This window comes from Tepidanaerobacter acetatoxydans Re1 (assembly GCF_000328765.2).
Lineage (GTDB): Bacteria > Bacillota > Thermosediminibacteria > Thermosediminibacterales > Tepidanaerobacteraceae > Tepidanaerobacter > Tepidanaerobacter acetatoxydans.
Genome location: NC_019954.2, coordinates 1850572 through 1874726, shown reverse-complemented (window position 1 = coordinate 1874726; position 24155 = coordinate 1850572). Strand labels below are relative to the sequence as shown.

Below are 24155 nucleotides of genomic sequence, written 5' to 3'. Positions count from 1 at the left end.
TGGGAGGTGCTATATTGATGCTTGATAAATAGTTTTGTGAAATTGAAATTAACATAATAGTAAAAAGGAGGAGAAAAGTGGTTAAAAAAATTATTTTTACAATAATTGCACTGGTTATGGTAATTACTATAGTGGGTTGTGGGTCAACTGCTAAAAAATCCGAAACTCAGATATCTTCGGAGTTTGATGGTGAGATTAGAATAGGTGTTGTTACAGCCATTACAGGTAGCTTTCCCTTAGCAGGCGAGAGAACAAAGCAAAGTGTGCAAATGCGTTGCGATGAGATCAATGAAAACGGCGGTTTACTTGGCAAAAAAGTTGTTATTGTAGTAGAAGATGATCAATCGACGCAGACAGGTGCAGTGAATGCGGTTAACAAGATTATTAATGATAATATTGTAGCTCTAATTGGGCCTCATCTTAGTGGTAATGTTATGGCAGTGGATCAAATTTTAAAAAATGCTGGTATGCCATTTCTAACAGGGGGTACAAGCCCAAAATTATCAGAATTAGGAAATCCTTATTTATTTAGAATAAGACCGTCAGATACTATGGTTGCTGAGGCAGCAGCAAAATACGCTGTTGAAAAACTTGGCGCTGAAAAAGTCGGCATATCTTACAATAATGATGACTTTGGTATCGGTGGTAAAAACGTTATTGAAAGCTATCTAAAATATGTAGGTATTGAGTATGTTGCCGAGGGGCACAATTCGGGAGACAAGGATTTAACTGGTCAAATCATGAAATTCAAGAATGCGAATGTTGATGCAATAATTTCTTGGACGCATGACTCAGAGGTTGCATTGTTCGCTCGTCAGACATATGAGCTTAACTTGGGGAAACCAATCATTGCCTCTGCTGGTATAACTATGCAACAGGTGCTAGACATGGTGGATTCTGAAGAGGTAGAAGGATGGTATTCTGTTACCGATTTTGCTATTTCCGATGAATCGAGCGTTGTTCAGGACTTTGTAAAACGTTTCGAAGCAAAATATAATGTTAAACCAGAACTTTATGCCGCATCATATTATGGTGCGATGACCGTACTTGCCGATGCTATTGAAAGGGCTGGTTCTACCGATCCTGATGCTATCCGTAAGGCTCTTGCGGAAACACAAAATGTGCAGGGCATTATCGGGACATTTAACTGTAATGAATTAGGCGATATGATAAATGAAGCAAAGATTGTGCAAATCAAAAACAAAGTACCTAATGTAATTGATACTGTGTTTAGGTAAGTAAATAAAATGGCTTGCTATTCCTCTACTTACCATGGAATAGCAAGCCGTTAAGAGGTGGTAATAATATGATACAAAACGCATTACAATTAACAGTCAGCGGCATAGCCATGGGCTTCATATACGCATTGGTTGCTATTGAATATACATTAGTTTGGAACTCTACAGGTTTATTAAACTTCAGTCACGACAAGTTCATTATGATAAGTGCGTATCTTTTTGCTGGAACATTTATATTAAGAATGAATATGACTCCTATGATGGGCGTTATAATGAGTTTATTAGTAATGTTTATATTTGGTGCAGTAGTGGCTATGACGATATTTAACCCGTTGAGAAACATGTCATCTCCAATATTTGCTGTTATGGGAACAATCGTTTTAGGTCGAATACTTACAGAATTAGCAAGAATAATCTGGGGGCCTGCTCCTTTTTCTCTTCCTAAGTTTTTATCGGGTAAATATAAAATCGGAAATGTAATTATTGCACGGGCTAATGTTTGGATAATTGTTGTATCCCTTATCATTGTCGCAGTAATGCAATTTTTTTTCAAGGCAACAAAAGCGGGCAAGGCTATGCGCTGTGTATCCCAGAATAAAATGGCCGCGAGCCTTATGGGTATTGATGTTACAAAGAATATAGTATTAACTATTGCGTTGAGTGCTATGATATGCACAGCCATAGGTATTTTGGTAATTCCGCTTTTTAATATAGACAATACCATGGCTAATATGATTGGGTTAAAGGGTTTTGCAGCGGGTGTAGTAGGTGGTTTTGGATATTTGCCTGGAGCAATTGTTGGTGGCTTGATTATAGGAATACTTGAAAATATAAGCGTTACGGTGTTTCCTGCAGTATACAAAGACTGTGTAGCCTTTGTTTTGCTGATAGCATTCTTGCTTTTTAAACCAACAGGGGTTTTAGGAAACAGAAAGTGATATAGGAGGGCTTGAAGGATGAAAAAACCAAAGATAATATTGCTGATAATATTAGCCGTCATATTGGTCGCGTTACCAGTCATAGATAAAAATGCGTATCATCATATGCTTTTAAACCAGACGCTTATTAATATAATTGTTGTGATGGGTTTAAATTTCATCACGGGTCTAACTGGTCAAATGAATCTTGGGACTGCTGGTATATATGCGATGGGGGCATATTCATCGGCATTACTGTCCATTAAGCTGGGAGTTTCAGCATGGCTTGGTATAGCGTTTGCATTGTTAATTGGTTATATTATTGGGCATGCATTAGGTTATCCAAGTTTACGCGTCAAAGGTGTATATTTATCACTGACAACAATAGGTTTCAGTGAAATTGTCAGATTAATTCTCACGAATTGGGCTAACTTTACGGGTGGTGCGCAAGGACTTCAAAACATACCATGTATTTCTTTGTTTGGTTTTAAGTTTGATAATGCGTTTAAAATCTACTACTTATATTTATTTATTACTGTTCTGCTGTGCATAACTGCAAAACGGTTAGTGGCCTCCAAGTGGGGCAGGGCTTTTAAATCAATTAAAGACAGTGCAGAGGCAGCAGAAGCCTGTGGAATAAATATTGCTGACATTAAAATTAAAGCATTTACTTTGGCTACACTCTATGGTTGCCTTGGAGGAGCAATGTATGCACATCTAATCGGATATATTAATCCAATGGGCTTTACTCAAGATATTTCAATTAATTATCTGGTGATGCTGATGATTGGGGGAATAGGATCCGTTGAAGGAAACATAATTGGAGCAATAACAGTTACAATTCTCCCTGAGCTGTTGAGGTTTTTGAAAGATTATTATTGGTTGATATTTAGCGTGATAACGCTAATATTTGCCATTCTACTACCAAATGGTATTATAACACTCATTAAACCATTAGAGAGAGTGAAATTGCCCATCACATACAATCTTAAGCCTAAAAAGGGAGGAAGGTGAAGTGAAAACGATATTAAAGCTAGAAAATGTGGTCAAGAAATTTTCCGGCCTTGTTGCTGTAGAAGATCTTACCATTGAAATGGCAGAAAGAAGCATACATGCACTTATAGGTCCAAATGGTTCGGGAAAGACTACAACAATTAATTTGATTACTGGTGTATTGCCGCTTACAAGTGGTGTAATAAGATTCAATGATACTGTTATCAGTGGAATGCCGACATATAAAATCGCTCAAAAGGGTATTGGCCGAACATTTCAGAATTTAAAACTTTTTAATTCTATGACTGTGATTGAAAATCTTATGGTTGGCGGACATCAGATGACAAAGATGGGAATGTATAAATTTTTATTTGATTGTCATACAGCAAAAAGAGAAGAAAAAATACTAAAAGAACGTGCTAGGGAAGTTTTAACATTTATAGGGATTGATAAATGGCGCAATGAAAAGGTAAGTAATTTACCTTACGGAAGGCAAAAAATGACAGAGTTAGGGCGTGCACTTATGATGAAGCCTAAACTTTTATTACTAGATGAACCAGCTGGTGGATTAAATCCTTCTGAACGTGTAGAATTTGTAAATATTTTGTTAAAGACCTATGATTTGGGGATAGATTTATTATTAATAGAGCATAACATGGATGTTGTAATGAATGTTAGTAACAAGATTACTGTACTTAACTTTGGGAAAAAAATTGCGGAGGGATCGCCGGAAGAAATCCAGAAAGACAATGAGGTTATTAAAGCTTACCTCGGAGAAAAATATGCATCAGCAGTAAGGGTAAGTAGGGGTGATTGATGTGTTAAAAGTAAAAAACATAGATGTGTTTTATGGAAAAGTTCAAGCACTTTTCAATGTATCAATGGAGGTTCATCCAGGCGAAATAGTATCAGTTATTGGGTCTAATGGTGCTGGTAAGTCTACTTTATTGAAAACTATAATGGGAATTAATAGACCTGTTAGTGGTTCGATCGAGTTTCTAGGGAAGACAATAAGCAACTTAAATGTTCATAGGATTGTGACTGAAGGAATTGTCTATGTACCGGAAGGTCGCGAAATATTTGCAAATATGACTGTTAGGGAAAATCTTGAAATGGGTGCTTATAGCAAAAAATATTCAAAAAGTCTGTTGGAAGAATACATTACATCGGCATATGACATGTTTCCTCGGCTAAAGGAGCGTTCTCGACAAACCGCCGGAACACTTAGTGGTGGCGAGCAGCAGATGTTAGCAATATCTAGAGGCCTAATGAGTAATCCCAAGATAATCATGCTTGACGAACCATCTCTTGGTTTGGCACCTGTTCTTGTAGATGAAATGTTTGAAGCTATAGTAAAAATTAATAGGGATAGAAAAATACCTGTAGTTTTAGTTGAACAAAATGCATATATGGCTATGTCAATTTCTAAAAGAACTTATGTACTTGAAGTCGGATATATAAAAGAAAGCGGAGATAGTAATATACTTATGAACAGCTCCGAGATTAAAAAGGCATATTTGGGTGGATGATTAAACGTCATATTATAACACTGGGCCTGAACCTTTTGGCTTATCATTAAAGAACTTATGAAAGGGTTTGACAAGAAAACTTTAAATTATATTATGTTGGGTAAAATGGCTAATTGGAGGATGTAAATATGGTAGAAAAAAGATATAATTACGAAAGTCTAAAAGAACTTTCATTAATGATTTTTCAAAAACTAGGTTATTCCAATGAAGATAGTAGCTGTATTACAGATGTGCTTTTGACTGCAGATTTATTTGGCATTGAGTCACATGGCCTGCAGAGGTTGTGGTTATATCAATATGGTCTTGATACTGGAAGAATTAATTTAAATGCTAAACCTCGTGTTATTAAAGAAACGAAATTATCAGCGGTAATCGATGCCGACGACGCAATAGGACACCCTACCAGCGTCAAAGCAATGAGTATGTCAATGGATAAGGCAAAAACATTTGGGGTTGGAATAGTAGTTGTAAAAAATTCCACTCATTTTGGCATTGCTGGATATTATTCACAAATGGCTGCTAAAGAAGGATTGCTCGGTATTACAATGACCAACACTGAGGCTTTGGTTGTCCCAACTTACGGGAAACGGGCGATGCTTGGGACGAATCCTATTGCAATTAGTATGCCTGCTAAACCATATCCTTTTCTCTTAGATATGTCAACCTCAGTTGTTCCTAGAGGAAAGCTGGAGGTGCATATAAAAAGAGAACAACCTATACCTTTAGGATGGGGTGTGAACGAAGAAGGTGAAGTTAGCGACAATCCAAATGAGGTAAATGAATGTATTAGCAAAAAGATATGTGGAGGAATTCTTCCATTAGGTGGTGCAGGAGAGACATTCGGAGGTCATAAAGGTTATGGTCTTGCTTTAGCTGTTGAAATATTTACTGCCATTCTTTCAGGAGGATACACAAGTGATCTTGTTCGAAAAAGACAAAATGTGGAAAAGTGCTGCCATGCATTTATCGCCATTGATTATGGCATTTTCGGTGACAAAAAATATATAGAGAAGTATTTATCTGAGTTTCTTCAAAAGCTACGCGATTCAGAAAAGGCTAAAGGGGCTAGTAGAGTATATACTCATGGCGAAAAAGAGATTCTCAATAGTGTAGATCGTATGAAGAACGGAATTATTATTAACGAGAAGACCCTCAAAGAAATTAAAGATATTTGTAAAAGGTACAACGTTCCTTTACGCAAGTATTTGATACCAGTACAAAATGATCTATATGTTGACAATCGATAATGTCTGATTTAGTTTTGCATAAGCTGGAAAATTAGTTATATAGCAGAAAGGATATATAATTATGAAAGATACTAAATTTAGAGGAATTATTTGCCCAGTAGTAACTCCTTTTGATGTAAATGGAAAGATTGATGAAACTATCTTTCGAAGAGAAGTTAAATACTTGTTAAACACAGGAATACATGGCATAAGCCCCGGTGGCAGTACTGGTGAGGGTGCAGCTTTGCATGACGATGAGCTAACCAGATTAGTAGAGATAATTCAAGAGGAAAATGCAAACCAAATTCCAGTAGTAGCAGGAATTATAAGAAACTCAACGCAAGATGCAATTCGTGCAGGGTTAGCAGTAAAAAAAGCTGGAGCAGATGCTTTAATGGTAACTCCGACCTATTATAATGTCCTTGTGCCTGATAATGCAGGCAACTACGAATTTTTTAAAAGTATTGCAGAAGATGTTGGTTTACCAGTGATTATTTATAATGTAGTGCCGCAGAATGAAATTACTCCTGAACTTTTTTATCGCATGCTTGACGTAGAAAATATTATCGGCATCAAACAAAGTGTTGGCGGGATACAAGCTTTCTATAAAATGAAACTTATGTGTGGGAATAAAGGGCTTATTTATAGTGCAACTGATGATATGCTTTATTCAACATTTGCCCTAGGTGCAGACGGAGCTATTGCTGCTATCTTGACTCTTTTTCCTGAGCAGTGCCTCAAGATATGGGATTTCGTTGAAAGTGGTGATTATGATGGTGCTAGAGCATTGCAAGATAAGATGTATCCTATTTGGCAGATCATATCAGGACCACAATTTCCTAGACGAATTAAACAAGCACTTCAGTTTGTTGGTAGATATTCAGGCTATTGCAGAAGTCCAATATTGAGCGCATCTACCGTCGAAAAAGAGAAACTAGAGGTACTAATGAAGGAACTTTAATTGTTATTAATTGGGTATTTTACCATGGAGGTATGAAATATGAAAATAGTGTCATTTCAGCTGAATGATAATATATCATATGGTGTTATAAAGAATAAAGAGGTCATGCTAATAAAAGGAAATATTTTTGGTGATTTTGTTGTATCAGATATACGAATTCCTTTAGATGGCATAAAAATATTACCACCTGTCATGCCAAGCAAAGCAGTATGCGTAGGCTTGAACTATCGTGACCATATAGAAGAGTCCCATGCACAAGTTCCTCGGAATCCAGTTATATTTATAAAGCCTTCAACTTCGGTTATAGGCAATATGGATGATATAGAATACCCTAAATTATCCAACAGAGTGGATTACGAAGGAGAACTTGCCATCGTAATCGGCAAGAAAACAAAAAATATAAGCGTTAAAACAGCGAAAGAACACATTTTTGGATACACTTGTAGCAATGATGTTACTGCAAGGGATCTTCAACCTTCTAATGGTCAATGGACTATTTCAAAATCCTTCGATACATTTTTGCCTCTCGGTCCATGCATTGAAACAGAATTAGATCCGATGAATCTAGATATTCGTACTTATTTAAATCATGAGCTTAAACAGTCATCAAATACATGCCATTTAATTTTTGACCCATATACTCTGATAAGCTATATTTCTGAAATAATGACCCTCCTTCCTGGAGATGTTATTTTAACCGGTACGCCGTCAGGGATTGGTCCAATGAAAAAAGGTGATAGGGTTATAGTTGAAATAGAGAATATTGGCAGACTGATAAATTATGTAAAATAACTTCTATACATGGACAAGGAAATATGAATTTACTTTAGCTTCTTTTATACCGATAAGGTCTTTATGCCAATTAGTATTAAGTAATTTACACAAAGCATATACCATAATACCAATAAGCAACAGGTTGATAAAAAAGGAGCGATAGGGTTGTGAATATATATGAGGTGTTATTACAAGATGTTAAAATACCACGGTTTGCGAAAGTTAACTATAACATAAGAAGAGGTAACATAAAAAACATTAATGACGAGCTAGAAGAGACTATTAAAGAGCGTCACGTATTAGAACGTATACGCCCCGGGGATAAGGTAGCTATTGCTACAGGCAGCAGGGAAATAAAAGATATAGATAAAATTATTCATTGCTTAGTTCAAACAATAAAAGACTGCGGTGGCAAGCCATTTATAATACCTGCTATGGGTAGTCATGGTGGTGCAACAGCTATGGGTCAGGAAGAGATATTAGCTGGATATGGAATTACTAGTGAAGCAGTAGGGGCTCCTATAAAATCCTGTATGGATACTATTGAAATCGGAATAACTTCCTCAGGTATTCCGGTACATATTGATAAATTTGCAAATGATGCTGATTGCATAATTCCTGTTGGTAGAATTAAACCTCATACGGATTTTAGAGGTGCGGTAGAAAGCGGTTTGATGAAGATGTTAGCTATAGGGCTTGGTAAACAGCATGGAGCCGCCACTTGCCATAAATATGGTTTTGATGTTATGTCGAAGAACATAATGGAAATAGCTAAAGTAGTAATAGATAAAAAGAATGTAGCTTTTGGAATAGGTATCATAGAAGATGCTTTTCATGAAACTTATAAGTTGGCAGCTATACCTGGAGAGAAAATAGAAAAAGAGGAACCGGTTTTATTAGTTGAAGCTAAATCTCTTGTACCCAAAATTCCTTTCAGCAAGGTAGATATATTATATGTAGATGAAATAGGTAAAGATATTAGCGGTGCGGGGATGGATCCCAACGTTACTGGTCGTTCAGCAATTCTCGGTATTTCCGAACCGTTTATTGAACGCATTGCTGTCCTAGATTTATCTAATAAATCTCATGGTAATGGATGTGGGATAGGAAATGCGGATGTAACTACTGAAAGGTTTTTCAAAAAGATGAATCTTGAAATCTCTTATCCCAATGCAATTACTAGTCGAGATCCTATTGGAGTAAAAATACCAATGATTATGCCTAACGACTATCTGGCATTTAAGATGTGTATACAAACATCAACAAAAATGGATCATGGAGTTGGACCACGAATAGTATGGATTAAAAACACATTGAGTATGGATTCGTTTTATATTTCTGAGGCCCTGATTTCAATTGCCAAGAAGATGCCTAACTTAACAATTGTCGGTGATCTTATGAGAGTTACTTTTGATAATTTAGGTAACGTCAACGGTTGGGCTGAATAGCAATAATAACACCGAATTGGCTAATTTAAATTCAGCAGGAAAACAATTATATTTGATACAGGAGGAAACGGAATGCATGATATAAAACGAGAAGCATTGCAAAAACACAAAGAATGGAAAGGCAAAATTGAGGTAACAGCAAGAGTGCAAGTGAGAACCAATGAAGAATTATCTATTGCTTATACTCCAGGTGTTGCAGAGCCATGTATAGAGATTTCTAAGAATCCTGATCTTTCGTATGAATATACCCGAAGGTGGAATTTAGTAGCAGTTGTAACAGATGGTACTGCCGTTCTAGGCTTAGGTGATATCGGACCAGAAGCAGCCATGCCCGTTATGGAGGGAAAGTGTGCATTATTCAAAGCTTATGGAGATGTTGACGCTTTTCCTTTATGTATACGTTCAAAAGATGTTGATGATATTGTGAATACGGTTTCATTATTGTCAGGCAGTTTTGGTGGGATAAATTTGGAAGATATTTCTGCTCCTAGATGTTTTGAAATTGAAAAAAGGCTTAAACAATTATGTGATATACCGATCTTTCATGATGACCAACATGGTACTGCCGTTGTTATACTTGCAGGTTTAATAAATGCTCTGCGTGTAGTTGGAAAGAAGATGAAAGATATAAGGGCTGTTGTAAGTGGGGCTGGTGCTGCTGGAATAGCCATTGCGAAGCTTTTAGTTTCTTGTGGTTTATCTGATGTTGTATTATGTGACAGAACTGGAACAATCTATAAGGGAAGAGAAAATCTTAATGTGGCCAAATTAGAGATTGCCGATATTACTAACCGGAATATGCTCAAAGGTACACTTATGGATGCAATTGTAGGTGCTGATGTATTCATCGGAGTGTCGGCACCGAGTGCTTTAACACCTGAAATGGTAAGACTTATGGCTCCAGATCCTATAGTCTTCGCATGCGCTAATCCAATACCAGAGATTATGCCTAGGGAAGCCCTAAAAGCAGGTGCTAAAGTTGTGGCTACTGGTCGCTCGGATTTTCCGAATCAGATTAACAATGTGTTGGCTTTTCCCGGTATATTTCGTGGGTCACTCGATGTTCGAGCATATGATATAAATGATGATATGAAGTTAGCAGCAGCTTACGCAATTGCTGATCTCGTGTCAGTAGAAGAACTATCAGCGGAATATATTATTCCTTCTGCTGTGGATCTTAAGGTAGGCAAAACTGTAGCCCAAGCAGTTTCAAAAGCGGCCAAAAATTCTGGAGTATCTAGAATTGAATAAGTAAAAAATCATTGAAAAAGAATAAATATAGTATAGTCTATACTTAAAAGAAAAGGTTTTCTATAATTTGCATACTCAATTTAAAAAGTTTATCTATCAAAATATTTAAAGCATGAAGCTAGATATTGATTTATTAATAAGAATCCCAATGTAAACTCGAAAGAAAACAAAACATATGTGAATTATATAGTGGCACTTACGAAGTTTTATTTTAATAGACCAAGTAAAAAATTCAAGTAAAGCTATTTGATATTTTTAAATTGTTTAGGGGAGGTGAAACAGTTTTATTGAGTTCTAAACAAAAAATAAAATTTTAAAGAACATAAGTATTTTGGCTAAAAAATATCAAAATAGCGAATTCGCCCTATTTATGTGAATAAGTAAAATTTAAGGGCACAGAATTATATTCACAAAAAACTTAAAAATTAAAGGAGATGCTCTAATGAATAAATATGGAAGAATACTATTACCTTTTATTACACCTTTCGGAAAAAATGAGGAAGTAAATTATCAAGCTTTTGAGGAGCTATTAAACTATGCAATTGAAAGAGATTATTTGGATACTGTAATAGTTACTGGAACGACAGGAGAATTTAATGTCCTGACTTTTGAGGAAAAAGTAAAACTCTATGAGACGGCCGTAAAAGTAGTGAATGGCAGAAAGCCAATAATAGCTGGAACTGGGTGTGCATCTACCAGAGAAACCATCGAATTGACGAATGCAGCTACTAAACTAGGAATAGATACATGTATGATAGTTGCACCATATTATTGTAAACCTACTCAGGAAGCTATATATGAAAATTACTTAAGGATTGCTAAAGAAACCGATACCAATATTATGATTTATAATATACCAATATTCACTGGAGTGAACATAGAACCAAATACAGTAAGAGAGTTAATAAAACAAAGCAAAAAGTTTTTTGCAATAAAAGATGAGTCGGGGATTAATCCCGTGCAGATTACAGACTATTATTTTGCTGTCAAAGATATTAATCCCGAATTTTTAATTTTCAACGGTGACGATATAATGCTTATGCCTACGCTGGCACAGGGTGCTGTAGGGATTGTAAGTGGAGGTTCGTTAATACTTGGAGATAAGGTTAGAGAGGTATTTACAAAATACTATGAAGGTAAAGTTAAAGAAAGTCTTGAAATTTATAGACAAATATTTAGGTTTACTAGAGCGCTAGGCATAAATAGTAGAACCAATCCGATACCTGCTCTAAAAGCTGCTGTTGAAATGGTTACTGGAATTGAAGTTGGTGGTGTAAGAATGCCATTAAACAACTTGACTGAAGAAGAGAGGAAATATTTAAAGGAAGTTCTTGAAGAGATTAAACTTATTTAACTAAATTTAGTAGTGAGATTTCATTTTTTAAAATGAAATCTCACAGTTTCAACTCTATAAATAATTTGAGCGGATGTGAGATAAATGGAAATAATAGAAACCGCTAGACAAGTAATGGAAACAGAACTAAAAGCTATAAAAAGTGTTTCAACTACAATTGGTGAGGACTTTGAAGCAGCTGTTAAGGCCATGTATGAGTGTAAAGGAAGAGTTGTAGTTTCTGGTTTGGGTAAGTCCGGGCACATAGGAAAAAAGCTTGCTGCTACCTTATCAAGCACAGGCACGCCATCTTTTTTTGTGCATGCTACTGAAGCATTACATGGAGATTTAGGTATGATCACTAAAGATGATATCGTCCTTGCTATTTCAAATAGTGGGGAAACAAAAGAGTTATTAAATATGATACCATCTGTAAGAATAATTGGTGCAAAAATAATTTCTATCACAGGCAGTAAGGAATCCACGTTAGCAAAATGCAGTGATATAAACATAGAAGTTAAAGTGGAAAATGAAGCAGATCCGTTGAATCTTGCTCCTACTTCTAGTTCAACAGCAACTTTGGCAGTAGGAGATTCCATAGCTATTACTCTTTCTGTTATGAAAGGTTTCAAGGAAGAAAACTTTGCTGTATTTCATCCTGGTGGAAGTCTTGGCAAAAAATTACTAGAAAAGCATAAACTTGAAGACATAATATAAAGGGTGACAATAAATGATTAAAATTCTTGTAATAGGAAGCTTTATGATGGATCTTGTGGCTAAAACTCCAAGAGCTCCACGAGAGGGTGAAACTATAATTGGTCATTCCTTTTCTCAATTTACTGGCGGAAAAGGTGCAAATCAAGCAGTAGCAGCTGCAAAACTGGGATCTAATGTTACAATGTTAGGTAAAGTAGGGGAAGATAGTTTTGGGGATTCCCAGATAAATAGCCTAAAATCAGCCGGTGTTAATACAGAATATGTGATTAAAGATAATTCTGATTCTACAGGAGTGGGATTTGTTACTCTTGAAGACAATGGGAAAAACAGAATTATTATAATACCAGGCGTAAATATGCTGTTAAAACCATCGGACATAATAAGGAATGAAAAGCTTATTAAATTATCAGATATAATTATTCTTCAACTGGAGATTCCTTTGGAAACAGTATATACAGCTATAGATATTGCCTACAAATACAGTAAGACAATTATCTTTAATCCGGCTCCGGCTGCTAAAATAAACAATGAATATTTAAAGAAGGTATCATATTTTATACCCAATGAGATAGAAGCCAAAGATTTTACCGGTATTGATATTGTAAATAAAGAAAGCGCAAAAATAGCCGCTGCAAAATTGTTGAAAATGGGATGTCAGAATACAGTAATTACCATGGGAGACAAAGGAGTGTACTTTTTAAATATAAAAGATGAGGAGTACTTTGTAGAAGGCATAAATGTTAATGTTATAGATACAACGGCTGCAGGAGATGCGTTTGTCGGAGCTTTTGCATTTGGCCTTGGGCAGGATCTGGATCATTATGACTGCCTAAGACTAGCTAATGCATCAGCTGCTCTATCAGTAACAAGAATGGGTGCCCAACCGTCATTACCTTATTTAAATGAAGTGAGAAAGTTTATGAATGACAGAAAAATCAAGATAGAAAAATATTAGGAGTAAATAGTTTAAGACAGGAGTGAATGTATTTGCTCAAAACCTCATGTATAAATCCGGAAATCATGTCAACTTTAGCGTGCTGCGGGCATGGTGATAAAATACTTATTGCAGATGGAAATTATCCTATTGAAAGCAATACCAATACTAATACAAAAAAGGCGTATATAAATCTATCTCACGGCATTCCTACTGTAACTCAGGTATTAAACGTACTATCAAATACTATTACTATAGAAAAGGCAGAAGTAATGGCCACGGACGACGGACAGGAACCGCTCATATTTCAGGAATTCAAGAAAATACTTGGAACCGAAGCTACACTTTATGACCTAAATAGGTTTAAGTTTTACGAAGAATGTAAGAAAGAAAATGTAAAGCTTGCAATAGCTACCGGTGAACAGCGAGTATATGCAAATATACTACTTACTGTAGGAGTGGTTAATTAAACTCGAAAGCTGTTTAACTATAAATCTTAAAGTTATATTTACTATCTTCTCTAGCATAAGAAGCAAAGGTGATTATATCAGTCCTTTGCTTCTTATGTTTTAGCGTAGATTAAAAAATCGATAATGTAGTGGAACTACCCAAAAAGATACAAGAGCCGGTATGTAATAAGCTGCCACAAGTGAACCGATTATGTTTCTTAGAAATCCGGTAAATAAAAAACGATTTAAAACTTGCCAAGAACTTGATAAAATAAAAAGAGAGTGATAATCTATTGTTACACGAGAGACTGAATTTGAGTCTGTTATTTCCTCTGAGCTTGCTGAATATATACAAAAGGATTCAGAAAAATAAATTCAACCCTTCAGGATGTTACTGTTCCTAAAGTAATCTACTACATGACCGCACCTATTACCCTCATGCATATAGCGGATACTTCTTGATTATCTGCAAATCCCATAAATTCTCAGAAGCCCGAAGCTCTGTTAGTATTTCCCCCCGCTTATGTGTTATGTGTATAATGCACAAAAAACGATTTTTTATATGTAGTTTACATAAAATATGTAATAAAAGTTATTATAATTATAATAATTGCAAAAAAAGCTGGCCAAAGCTTGGATAAAATCTAATAATAAGATAGTATTTTTTGCGAAATTCTTATAAGAGCTGTGGACAGTAAAAGCAAAAAGGAGAGATGAATATGTTCGATTTAACAGAGAGAGTAGCCGCAGTAACAGGAGCCTCTGCGGGCCTGGGAAGACAATTTGCTTTAGCTTTAGCAAGACAGGGAGCCGATGTGGCTATTATGGCAAGAAGAAAGAATAAACTTGAAGAAGTGGCGCAAGAGATACGGGAAACAGGAGTAAAGTGCCTGGTTGTTCCCTGCGATGTTACAAAGCTTGATCAAGTAAGAGATTCTGTAGCAGCCATTATAAAGGAATTTGGCAAAGTCGACATCTTGGTTAATAATGCAGGGAGCGGAGGTTCTGCACCTTTGGAGGAAATGACCAATGAAATCTGGCAGCATAATATAGATTTAGAGCTCACCGGTACATTTCAGTGTACTCGTGAATTTGGAAAAGAGATGCTGAAAAGAGGTTATGGCAGGATCATCAACATAGCTTCAATTTTCGGCCTAGTGGGAAATGCAGATGTTCCTGTAGTAGGGTATCATGCTTCAAAAGGCGGAGTTGTGAATTTTACAAGAGCAGCGGCTGCAGAATGGGCAACAAGAGGTGTTACAGTAAATGCCCTTTGCCCAGGATTCTTCCCATCTGAAGCAAACAATCCTGAAGCAATGGCAGCTATGGATTCATTTATAAGAAGATGTACCCCGATGAAGCGTCCCGGCAAAGAAGGCGAGCTGGATTCCGCGATTATATTTCTTGCGGCAGATGAATCCACATATGTTACCGGCTCCATTGTGACTTGTGACGGCGGATGGACATGTGTTTAAAGCCGAACACTTTAAAATTTAAAAAATATTTTAGAAAGGACGGATAAGATGGACAGCAAATATGCAAAATTGTTGGAGCCTATGAAAATAGGCAACATGAATTTAAGAAACCGCTTTATAATGTCGCCCATGGGCACGTTTACTCCCATGCAAGACGGGACAGAAAGCGAAGAAGGCATTATGTATTATGAAGAGCGCGCCCGAGGCGGGTTTGCTATGATTATAATCGGTGCTCAGTTCATAAATGAAAAAACAGCACAGGGAGGGCCGACAATAGCTTTTGACAATAATCGCGCCATTCCCAAGACTACTGTTTTGTGTGAGAGAGTGCACAGATGGGGGGCGAAGATTTGTGCGCAGTTAAGCCCGGGCACAGGACGCAACGGCATGCCTGATATTGGAGAGCGAGTGCCGATTTCTTCCTCTGAAAACCCGTCTTTTTATGACCCGAATGTAATCTGCCGTGCTCTGACAGTTGACGAAATCAAAGATATAATTAAAGACTTTGCTCAAGCGGCATCATTTGCTCAAAAAGCAGGTTTTGATGCAATTGAAATTCATGGACATGCAGGTTATCTCATAGACCAATTTCTATCGCCCATTTGGAATAAGAGAACCGACGAATACGGCGGCAGTGCTGAAAACCGCGCACGTTTTGCAGTCGAAATCGTTCAAGCTGTTAGAAATACAGTAGGTTCGGACATGCCTATATTATTTAGAATCGCCTTGGACCATCGTTTCCCCGGAGGACGCACCCTCGAAGACAGCATGCCTTTGCTTGAAATATTAGAAAAAGCAGGGGTTGATGCATTCGATGTAGATGCAGGCGCATATGAAACCATGGATTATATATTCCCTACGGCATATGTGGGAGATGCGTGCATGGCATATGTATGCAAAGAGGCAAGAAAACATGTAAACGTTCCGCTTATAAATGCAGGAAATCATTCCCCTGAAACAGCCCTTGAACTTGTAAACTCTGGTGACTGTGATTTTGTAATGTTTGGCCGGCAAGCTATTGCAGATCCGGAATTTCCCAAGAAATTGATGGAAAACCGCAGAGAAGATGTAAGGCCTTGCATTGTTTGTAATGAAGAATGTATTGGACGGATTTTCGGCAGGCTTACACAGCTAAGCTGCTCGGTAAATATACAGGTCTGCATGGAAAAATATTTTCCAATTACGAAAACAGATTCTCCAAAAGATATTGTCGTGATTGGGGCAGGGCCTAGCGGATTGGAAGCGGCTCGCGTGGCTGCCATAAAGGGCCATCATGTAACCGTTTATGAAAAAAGTGATGATATAGGCGGTATTCTCAAGATAATCGCAACAGCGCCTTTTAAAAAACGTATCCGGGATTTAATTGAGTGGTATGATGTCCAGCTTAAGAAACTCGGAGTAAAAATAAAACTGAACACAGAAATAAAAGCAGACGACACTGTTTTGGATTATGCCGATAAAATCTTTGTTGCAACAGGCTCTTTGCCGTTTATCCCCAATATACCCGGTATTGATGGCAAAAATGTGATAGGTGTGATTGACGCCCATGAGAAAGGTGTGTCCGGAGAAAAAATTGCTGTTTGCGGCGGAGGCCTCAGCGGCTGCGATACCGCCTTGGAACTTGCAATGAAGGGTAAAAAAGTGACCGTTATCGAAATGCTGAGCGAGTGTGCTCAGGATGCAATGCCGATAAATAAAATAAGTTTAATGAGGATGCTGGCCGAAAATGCTGTAACTTTACTTACAAACAGTAAAGTTACAGCTATCGAGCCAAATGGCGTGGTGATCGAAAAGAAAGACGGAACAAGAAAAACAATAAAGGCTGATACTGTTATAACTGCATTTGGTCAAAAATCGGATACAAATCTTCCGGATGCCATCAGAGCAAAGTACAATATAAAAACTACTGTAATCGGCGATGCCGAAAAAGTAGCAAAAGTCGGAGAGGCTATTCGTACAGGCTTTTATGCAGCAATGGCGGTAGAATAATTATTAGAATTATAGATTATAAGTCATTCGTAAATCTGACAATAAAGTCAAGAAAGTAAAATGTTGGTAAGCAATACCAAGAAACCTCCTAATACCGATATCGGTGCAGCCGTATAATATGGAGCCGCCTTTTGATATTTGACAAACGGTTTTTGAATATTATTCAGAAAGGACTAGCAGGACAATAACCTTGACTTGTCGAAATAATAAATAAGTATATATATTGAGACAAGCAAGGAGTGAAAGCAAATTGAATCTTGAGGAAATAAAACAAACAGCGCGCGATAAGATGAAAGGTTATTGCCGAGTATGCAAGAACTGTAACGGAATAGCTTGTGCCGGTGAAGTTCCCGGAATGGGAGGGATAGGCACCGGTTCTTCTTTTACAGCAAACATAGAGGCACTGGCCAATGTAAAGCTTAATCTGAGAACACTGCATGATGCAAAGACTCCGGATGTTTCCACAAATATTTTAGGAATTGACCTTTCCATGCCGATTCTTTCAGCTCCTATAACCGGCTCAGATTACAATATGGGCGGGGCAATACCTGAGGCCGAGTATATCAGCATGGTCATGTCAGGCAGTAAATATGCGGGAACTATTGGTATGTGCGGCGACGGGGGAAATCCCGTATTTTATACTTCGGGTATTGAAGCAATTAAAAAAGAAAACGGGCATGGAATACCTATCATAAAACCCAGGGAAAATCACAGAGTGATTGAAATGGCGAAACAGGCCGAGGAGATAAATGCCCCTGCTGTTGGCATGGATATTGACGGAGCGGGCCTTGTGACCATGGCATTAATGGGACAGCCGGTAGGTCCTAAAAATCTTCAGGAAATAAAAGAAATAATATCGGCTGTTGACCTGCCTTTTATATTAAAGGGTATCATGACCGTAGATGAGGCAAAGCTGGCTTTGGAGGCGGGGGCTGCTGCAATAGTCGTATCAAACCACGGCGGACGCATACTGGACAGCACGCCTGGAGTTGCACAAGTTCTCCCCGCCATAGCCGCTAAGCTGAAGGGTAAAATAACCATTCTCGCCGACGGAGGAGTGCGTTCCGGTGTGGATGTGCTGAAATATTTAGCCTTGGGGGCAGATGCGGTACTTGTAGGAAGACCTGTTATCATCGGTGCTTTTGGCGGCGGCGGCGAAGGTGTGCGACTGGTACTGGAAACAATGGCAAATGAGTTAAAACAGGCCATGATTCTTACAGGCTGTAAGGATATTAAAAGCATAAATTCATCAGTCATATATTAAAATTATACCCTCTTGCAGAAGTTTGTGATTGGTTTATACATTTTTGTCGGGGAGTAAGATTGATGTGCCGTGAGCTTTAAATAGCCCTTAGCAAATCCACTTCTTCCTTTGTGAGCTTGCGCCACATGCCCGGCTCAAGCTCTTCATCAAGCCTTAACGGCCCAAGAAACAGCCGTTTTAGATAAGTAACCTCCTTACCCCTGGCTTTCATCATCCGCTTTATCTGATGAAACTTGCCTTCATATATAGTAACATATGCGCTTGAAATATTATTATTTTTTTCCAAAATATCAAGCTCTGCAGGCAGTGCCGTAAAATCTTCAAGTTCCATACCTGCGGCAAAGGCTTTAACATCACTTTCATTAAGCCTTCCATAAACTTCCACATAATAGGTTTTAGGTACCCGATTTTTAGGTGACAGAAGCCGATGGGCCATCTTACCGTCATCGGTTAAGAATATAAGCCCTTCGGCATCTTTATCAAGCCTGCCTACCGGGAATAGTTTTCGATGGAAGTATTCCCCTTCCAGCAAATCAATGACAGTTGTTTCAAAATCATCATAGGTTGAAGAAACAACATCTTGGGGCTTGTTCATCATAATATATACATTATCTTCATAAAAAATACATTCCCCTGCTACGATTATCTCATCAAGAGATGGATTCACCAAAGTGCCGGCATCATTGATAATTACACCGTTTATCGACACTTGGCCCGATTTAATCAGTTTTTTAACGTCCTTTCGGCTGCCATAGCCGCATGAAGCAAGGATTTTGTCGATGCGTGCAGGTTTTTGACTTTTCATTGCTTACACCTCATTTTATTTCAACTGTCTTATCATCCTGATGCCATATTACCTCATATCCCATAGCCTCTGCAAGTTCCCTTACGGGCACCATTACCTGTTCGCCTGCCAAATAAGTTGGAACCGTAAACCATTTTTCCGTTTGATTGGTAAGCTGCCTTGTAACCTTATGCGAATTAGAGTCCCAAAGCAGATTCCACCCTAAATTTTCCACAAAGAAACTCAGCGGTGCCGTAAATTTTCCACCTACAAAAGTTGCGGCAGCATCCAGCGGCATCGGCTTTTTATCCCGATACGCAGTTGCAGAATCCAAGCGGAGCACAACTGAACCATCAAAGTATTCCGGAAGAACAAAAGAACTATCGTGAATTAAAACTTTAAATTTCTCCAAAGTCGTACCGGGCAACACAATTATCCGATTTAAAGCCATGGGACAAGCATCTTGACATACAAAACCCTGATTAACAGTAAACCCAAGGCTGTAGCCGTTTAACCTTGAGGCGGCTATTGACATGTCATTAAACTTGCCATAAGGATATGCAATACTTTTGATTTTCGGAGAGCCGATTTGGTCGAAAAATTCATTCATATTGTCAAAGTCTTCATACAACAGCTCTTGGCTCATAGCAACAAAAGCAGATTCTTCATTTATAAGATAATGAGCATTAAAAGTGTGACTGCCGAACTCTATAAGCCCGCTATCGCTCATTTCGCGTATTTGGTCAAAAGAAAGCTTTGGGATGATATTTGGGTCTTGCGGCTTACTTTCTATGCTGCCGCCTATCAAAAAAATCAATGCATTTAAACCGTATTTCTTTAATATGGGATAAGCATATGTATAGTTGGATTCATAACCGTCATCAAAAGTAATAAGCACCGTATTTTCCGGAAGTTTCTTTTTGGCATACAAAAACTCCTCAACATCAGTTAATTTTGCAGTATAATAACCATGTTCATATAGATATTTCATCTGCTGCTCAAATTCTGAAACAGAAATAGTGGCATCCGTATTTGTCGGTGATTCCTCAGGAACAATATGATGATAACATAGAACAGCCAGCGAGTCCTTTTGCTCTGCCGGTAAATTCTGTGCAGCCAATGAAGGTGCTGGAAAATTTAAAGTTAGTATAAAAAACGATAATAAAAATAAAACAATATTCTTCGACTGCTGAAGTTTAAAGTGGCACAAAAACTGCATTATTATACATACTCCTTTCAAAATTAATGACATAAGCAAAAATAGACTGCATATCTGATTTTTTTAATTTCTAAATTTATATGCTCAAACAGTATCCTATCACATTGCCAACACAGAGTAAATAACATAAATTTTGCAGAAATATTATACAAAAGTGTTTGATTTTTGATATAATCGAATAAAGCTTTTTTATTAATCTTTTAAAGGAAGCGGATATAAGTTGGAACATATTGAATTAAAGATATCACTACTTCAGACTGATACAATTTACAGTGATTTTCAGGCGAATTTGAGTCAAGCCGAAATCATGATAAGCAAGGCTTTAAACCGTCGAAAAAAGCCTAATGTGCTGGTTTTGCCTGCAATTTTGGCAGCCGACTCAACTGAGCAGGAAACTGCTGCTATAGAACAATTACAAAAGCTGGCAGCGCAAAACTCCGTCAATATAGTGACTTGCGGCATATTGGATACCGCATATGCAGTAGACCGTCAAGGTCATATTATTGCAAGCTATAATCAAGCTAATGAAATGCAGCCCGAAAGCTGTATATTTGATTTGGACGGTATCAGCTGTGGGATTATCCCGGGCTGTGATTTAAGATTTCCAGAAGTTGTAAGACAGTCGGCTCTTGGAGGTGCAAAAGTTCTCTTTGTTTTAGGGAAATGGCCGAAGCTTCGAGAAATTCACTGGAAGCTTTTAAACATAGTAAGAGCCATTGAAAATCAATTTTTTGTTGTAGCAGTAAATTCTGCAGGCAAACCCCGGATCGGTGCATGTTCAGGCATGTCTATGGTTGTAGACCCTTGGGGCAAAATACTTGTTGAAAGTGATGAGAGCTCCGAAATTTTAACGACTGTTATAGATGTGGGCCTGGTTGAAAGAGCCAGAGGTCAAAATCCGGTACTAAATGACATAACAGCTAATTAACAAAGTGATTGAAAGGAGATACATATGAATAAAATTCAACAACAAATATTTGACACACAGCTAGCTGCAAATTCCCTGGTTATTTATAGAAACCTTCTTCTAAATGACCGAATTGTTAAGAAGTACTTAAAAATGCTTGAAATTACCTCGGAAGAAAAACCTATACCGGCTGTTGTTTCAGCATACCACGATTTTTTAAGCAGCCTTATAGAAGAAAACAAAATTTGTGGGGAACCTTTAGTGGGCAACCTTTGGCAAGACCATATCTTAAATCTTATTCTTGCAGATGAAAACCCTTTTAGCCTCAGATGTGAAAAAATCGGATTACATGAAATAGAGCAGCCGCTTATAGAACTTGCAGAAAGAGATTTAGCGCTATTGAAGATATTACACGATTTCAATTTTGTAGCATTTACTTCCTACATACAAGAAAAGTCAGCTCAATGCACAGATTTTACCGCAATGCTTACTATGAAAGGCAGTAAATCTTTTCCCTATCCCAAAACCTATTACGAACAAAAACAAAAAATAAAAATACTGTTGAATAATTCCCCGGCTTGGAATAAAAATATCAGTGACTTGGCAAAATTCTATAAGAATACGGGCTGCGGAAAGTTTGCCAGATACTGGGCTTTCAAATGGGCAGATACCGAAAATGGCGGCAAACTTGTGGGTATACCGGAACCGGACCCCATTCTGTTGGAAAACCTTATCGGTTATGAAGAACAGAAAAATGAAGTATTGCGAAATACCCGACAGTTTGTCCAAGGCTTTGGAGCAAATAACATGCTGCTATACGGGGACAGAGGCACCGGCAAGTCTTCTACGATTAAGGCATTAATCCACGAATTCGGAGAAGATGGCTTGCGAATGGTGGAAGTAACCAAAGACCGGTTAATAGACCTTTCCAATATCGTTGCAGAACTGAGAGACCGTCCCTACCGCTTTATTATTTTTGTAGACGACCTTTCCTTTGAAGAACACGAGACAGAATACAAGTATTTAAAAGCCATTCTGGAAGGAAGCCTGGAACCGGCTCCGGAAAATGTACTGATATACGCAACCTCTAACCGCCGCCATCTCATCCGGGAATTTCACAGCGACCGGGCCGAAGATGAGGCAAAAGCCCAGGATACGCTTCAAGAAAAACTTTCCCTATCGGATCGCTTCGGCATTACGGTAGTATACCTTTCTCCCGACCAGGAAAAATATCTTGACATAGTCGAGGGCATAGCCGAAAGCAAAGGGATAAACATAGAGCCCAAACAACTTCGTGAAATGGCACTAAAATGGGAGCTTTGGCATAACAGCCGCTCCGGCCGAACCGCCAAACAGTTTGTAGAAGACCTGCTGGGCAAAATGGCAAGTAATAAAGAGGATGATGTAATTGAAAATAAAAGCAACAACTGAGGACTTTATCGTAAAGGAACTGATAGATTTAGAAATCAAGGATGATGGTGCATACCGCATATACCTTCTGGAAAAACGCCATTGGAATACCATGGATGCACTTTTGGCCATTGCCCGGCAAAATAAGATGCCCATGGCACGGATAGGATATGGAGGCCGAAAAGACCGGCATGCCCTTACATATCAATATATCTCCGTGCCCAGGGAGTATGACCTTTCTTTCAATATGCCCAAAATCAAGCTTACCTTTATAGGTTTTGCGGATGATTATGTATCTCCCGCGATATTAAAAGGAAATTACTTTGAATTGACACTTAGGAAAATACCAACAGCACAAAAAACATCAGTAGCAAAGCGCTTAAATGAAGTTGCCCGCTGCGGCTTTCCAAACTACTTTGATGATCAGCGCTTCGGCAGTGTAATAAATCCCGAAGAGTTTTTAGCGGAAAGGATTATAAGGAAACATTACAAGGGAGCCTTAAAACTTTACTTAACCAGCATATACCCGGAAGACAGAGGCAAAGAGAAGGAAAGAAAAAGGGCAATAGAAAAACAGTGGGGAGACTGGCAGGCAATACTCCCCCTATGCCGCACAGCGGCAGAAAAAGACATTGTAAAGATTCTTGCCAAAGGAGAAAGTAAATATCAATTAGTAAAAGCCATCAATGCCATCCCCAAAGAAGAACTTTCAATGCATTTTTCTGCATATCAAAGCTTTTTGTGGAATCAAAGCTTAGAGCGCATACTCCTTCAATATATAACAAACCCCATCAAAATAAAAGGAAGGATTATGAACTACTATTTCTATGAAACCCTTGAAGAAAATACTTTAAATACATTAAAGCAGCTCAACATCCCAACCGTATCCTACAAAATCTTCGGAGATCCCAAAGCTATCGACGCTGTCCTGGAAGTCCTCTCCGAGCGGAACCTAAAACCATCCGACTTCAACCTTACCAAAATCCGAAAATCCTTCTTCAAAACCTTCCCCCGCCCCGCCATCACCATCCCCAAATTTTTAAGGACGGTTCCACTTGATTCATCAGATATCCTGCAATCTTTTGCAAAAGATGATATATATCCCGGATATCTAAAACTTAAGATAAGATTTATCCTCCCGCCCGGAAGCTTTGCTACCATGCTGGTAAAAAGCTTAGAGAGTTAATTAGAGGGGTAGCGGGAACGTTTTTCTCGTTCACCACAAAATCCCATATTTCCATCACAATTTATCCGCTTTTAAAGGATAAACTAAAATTAATTTGAGTTACTTTAAAGAAAGGGGACAAAGGAGCTACTACTTGTCACCTTAAGGGAGG

The 24155-nt window shown here is 38.0% G+C and carries 22 protein-coding genes; 20 read left to right on the top strand and 2 right to left on the bottom strand.

The window, feature by feature from the left end:
- Positions 1–77 precede the first annotated feature (77 nt).
- The 17 genes from TEPIRE1_RS09040 (at position 78) to TEPIRE1_RS08960 (ending at position 18498) form a co-directional block, all read left to right on the top strand.
- Positions 78–1238, top strand: coding sequence for an ABC transporter substrate-binding protein (locus TEPIRE1_RS09040; RefSeq protein WP_013778866.1), 1161 nt, complete (start codon positions 78–80; stop codon positions 1236–1238).
- Positions 1239–1306: 68 nt separating this feature from the next.
- Complete coding sequence (locus TEPIRE1_RS09035; RefSeq protein WP_013778865.1) at positions 1307–2176, top strand: branched-chain amino acid ABC transporter permease; 870 nt, start codon at positions 1307–1309, stop codon at positions 2174–2176.
- 18 nt (positions 2177–2194) lie between these two features.
- Positions 2195–3169, top strand: coding sequence for a branched-chain amino acid ABC transporter permease (locus TEPIRE1_RS09030; RefSeq protein ID WP_013778864.1), 975 nt, complete (start codon positions 2195–2197; stop codon positions 3167–3169).
- A gap of 1 nt (position 3170) precedes the next feature.
- Complete coding sequence (locus TEPIRE1_RS09025) at positions 3171–3965, top strand: ABC transporter ATP-binding protein (RefSeq protein WP_013778863.1); 795 nt, start codon at positions 3171–3173, stop codon at positions 3963–3965.
- Between the two features lies 1 nt (position 3966).
- On the top strand, positions 3967–4677 hold the full coding sequence (locus TEPIRE1_RS09020; RefSeq protein ID WP_013778862.1) for an ABC transporter ATP-binding protein: 711 nt from the start codon (positions 3967–3969) through the stop codon (positions 4675–4677).
- Between the two features lie 128 nt (positions 4678–4805).
- On the top strand, positions 4806–5924 hold the full coding sequence (locus tag TEPIRE1_RS09015) for an Ldh family oxidoreductase (RefSeq protein WP_013778861.1): 1119 nt from the start codon (positions 4806–4808) through the stop codon (positions 5922–5924).
- Between the two features lie 61 nt (positions 5925–5985).
- On the top strand, positions 5986–6864 hold the full coding sequence (locus TEPIRE1_RS09010; RefSeq protein ID WP_013778860.1) for a dihydrodipicolinate synthase family protein: 879 nt from the start codon (positions 5986–5988) through the stop codon (positions 6862–6864).
- Positions 6865–6903: 39 nt separating this feature from the next.
- Positions 6904–7656, top strand: coding sequence for a fumarylacetoacetate hydrolase family protein (locus tag TEPIRE1_RS09005; protein WP_013778859.1), 753 nt, complete (start codon positions 6904–6906; stop codon positions 7654–7656).
- A gap of 149 nt (positions 7657–7805) precedes the next feature.
- A complete protein-coding gene (locus tag TEPIRE1_RS09000; RefSeq protein WP_013778858.1) occupies positions 7806–9086 on the top strand; it encodes a nickel pincer cofactor-dependent isomerase, group 22 in 1281 nt (426 codons plus the stop codon).
- Between the two features lie 72 nt (positions 9087–9158).
- Positions 9159–10337 (top strand): NAD(P)-dependent malic enzyme, encoded by a 1179-nt coding sequence (locus TEPIRE1_RS08995; RefSeq protein ID WP_013778857.1) that lies wholly within the window; start codon positions 9159–9161, stop codon positions 10335–10337.
- A 442-nt stretch (positions 10338–10779) separates the two neighbouring features.
- Positions 10780–11691 carry a 4-hydroxy-tetrahydrodipicolinate synthase gene (gene dapA / locus TEPIRE1_RS08990; protein WP_013778856.1) on the top strand — a complete coding sequence of 304 codons (912 nt, stop codon included), beginning with the start codon at positions 10780–10782 and terminating at the stop codon, positions 11689–11691.
- An 84-nt stretch (positions 11692–11775) separates the two neighbouring features.
- On the top strand, positions 11776–12387 hold the full coding sequence (locus tag TEPIRE1_RS08985) for a KpsF/GutQ family sugar-phosphate isomerase (RefSeq protein ID WP_013778855.1): 612 nt from the start codon (positions 11776–11778) through the stop codon (positions 12385–12387).
- 13 nt (positions 12388–12400) lie between these two features.
- Positions 12401–13342 carry a ribokinase gene (rbsK, locus tag TEPIRE1_RS08980; RefSeq protein WP_013778854.1) on the top strand — a complete coding sequence of 314 codons (942 nt, stop codon included), beginning with the start codon at positions 12401–12403 and terminating at the stop codon, positions 13340–13342.
- A gap of 32 nt (positions 13343–13374) precedes the next feature.
- Positions 13375–13791, top strand: coding sequence for an RbsD/FucU family protein (locus TEPIRE1_RS08975; protein ID WP_013778853.1), 417 nt, complete (start codon positions 13375–13377; stop codon positions 13789–13791).
- 698 nt (positions 13792–14489) lie between these two features.
- Positions 14490–15245 carry an SDR family NAD(P)-dependent oxidoreductase gene (locus TEPIRE1_RS08970; RefSeq protein ID WP_013778852.1) on the top strand — a complete coding sequence of 252 codons (756 nt, stop codon included), beginning with the start codon at positions 14490–14492 and terminating at the stop codon, positions 15243–15245.
- Positions 15246–15293: 48 nt separating this feature from the next.
- Entirely contained in the window at positions 15294–17234 is a 1941-nt protein-coding gene (locus tag TEPIRE1_RS08965; RefSeq protein ID WP_013778851.1) for an NAD(P)/FAD-dependent oxidoreductase, read from the top strand.
- A gap of 250 nt (positions 17235–17484) precedes the next feature.
- A complete protein-coding gene (locus tag TEPIRE1_RS08960; protein ID WP_013778850.1) occupies positions 17485–18498 on the top strand; it encodes an alpha-hydroxy-acid oxidizing protein in 1014 nt (337 codons plus the stop codon).
- A gap of 76 nt (positions 18499–18574) precedes the next feature.
- On the opposite strand, the gene TEPIRE1_RS08955 is transcribed toward TEPIRE1_RS08960, so the two are convergent.
- Together TEPIRE1_RS08955 and TEPIRE1_RS08950 are read right to left on the bottom strand one after the other, a co-directional pair.
- Positions 18575–19303: a pseudouridine synthase gene (locus TEPIRE1_RS08955; RefSeq protein WP_013778849.1), complete on the bottom strand. Its 729-nt coding sequence runs from the start codon at positions 19301–19303 to the stop codon at positions 18575–18577.
- 10 nt (positions 19304–19313) lie between these two features.
- Positions 19314–20501 carry a polysaccharide deacetylase family protein gene (locus TEPIRE1_RS08950; protein WP_013778848.1) on the bottom strand — a complete coding sequence of 396 codons (1188 nt, stop codon included), beginning with the start codon at positions 20499–20501 and terminating at the stop codon, positions 19314–19316.
- A gap of 220 nt (positions 20502–20721) precedes the next feature.
- Here TEPIRE1_RS08950 and TEPIRE1_RS08945 point away from each other — a divergent pair, with 220 nt between their 5' ends.
- From TEPIRE1_RS08945 to truD, 3 genes are read left to right on the top strand one after another with little or no spacing between them, the layout of a single operon-like run.
- On the top strand, positions 20722–21429 hold the full coding sequence (locus tag TEPIRE1_RS08945) for a nitrilase-related carbon-nitrogen hydrolase (RefSeq protein ID WP_013778847.1): 708 nt from the start codon (positions 20722–20724) through the stop codon (positions 21427–21429).
- A 24-nt stretch (positions 21430–21453) separates the two neighbouring features.
- Entirely contained in the window at positions 21454–22839 is a 1386-nt protein-coding gene (locus tag TEPIRE1_RS08940; protein ID WP_013778846.1) for an ATP-binding protein, read from the top strand.
- Positions 22817–24004 (top strand): tRNA pseudouridine(13) synthase TruD, encoded by a 1188-nt coding sequence (gene truD / locus TEPIRE1_RS08935; protein ID WP_013778845.1) that lies wholly within the window; start codon positions 22817–22819, stop codon positions 24002–24004. The genes TEPIRE1_RS08940 and truD overlap by 23 nt, the downstream gene beginning before the upstream one ends.
- Positions 24005–24155 lie beyond the last annotated feature (151 nt).

Bases quoted from the DNA above. Each gene is read 5' to 3' on its own strand.
- TEPIRE1_RS08940 (WP_013778846.1), top strand. From the start codon at position 21,454: ATGAATAAAATTCAACAACAAATATTTGACACACAGCTAGCTGCAAAT.
- TEPIRE1_RS09035 (WP_013778865.1), top strand. From the start codon at position 1,307: ATGATACAAAACGCATTACAATTAACAGTCAGCGGCATAGCCATGGGC.
- TEPIRE1_RS08950 (WP_013778848.1), bottom strand. From the start codon at position 20,501: ATGCAGTTTTTGTGCCACTTTAAACTTCAGCAGTCGAAGAATATTGTT.
- TEPIRE1_RS08995 (WP_013778857.1), top strand. From the start codon at position 9,159: ATGCATGATATAAAACGAGAAGCATTGCAAAAACACAAAGAATGGAAA.
- TEPIRE1_RS09010 (WP_013778860.1), top strand. From the start codon at position 5,986: ATGAAAGATACTAAATTTAGAGGAATTATTTGCCCAGTAGTAACTCCT.
- TEPIRE1_RS08955 (WP_013778849.1), bottom strand. From the start codon at position 19,303: ATGAAAAGTCAAAAACCTGCACGCATCGACAAAATCCTTGCTTCATGC.
- TEPIRE1_RS09005 (WP_013778859.1), top strand. From the start codon at position 6,904: ATGAAAATAGTGTCATTTCAGCTGAATGATAATATATCATATGGTGTT.
- TEPIRE1_RS08965 (WP_013778851.1), top strand. From the start codon at position 15,294: ATGGACAGCAAATATGCAAAATTGTTGGAGCCTATGAAAATAGGCAAC.
- rbsK (WP_013778854.1), top strand. From the start codon at position 12,401: ATGATTAAAATTCTTGTAATAGGAAGCTTTATGATGGATCTTGTGGCT.
- TEPIRE1_RS09015 (WP_013778861.1), top strand. From the start codon at position 4,806: ATGGTAGAAAAAAGATATAATTACGAAAGTCTAAAAGAACTTTCATTA.
- TEPIRE1_RS08985 (WP_013778855.1), top strand. From the start codon at position 11,776: ATGGAAATAATAGAAACCGCTAGACAAGTAATGGAAACAGAACTAAAA.
- TEPIRE1_RS09030 (WP_013778864.1), top strand. From the start codon at position 2,195: ATGAAAAAACCAAAGATAATATTGCTGATAATATTAGCCGTCATATTG.
- TEPIRE1_RS08970 (WP_013778852.1), top strand. From the start codon at position 14,490: ATGTTCGATTTAACAGAGAGAGTAGCCGCAGTAACAGGAGCCTCTGCG.
- dapA (WP_013778856.1), top strand. From the start codon at position 10,780: ATGAATAAATATGGAAGAATACTATTACCTTTTATTACACCTTTCGGA.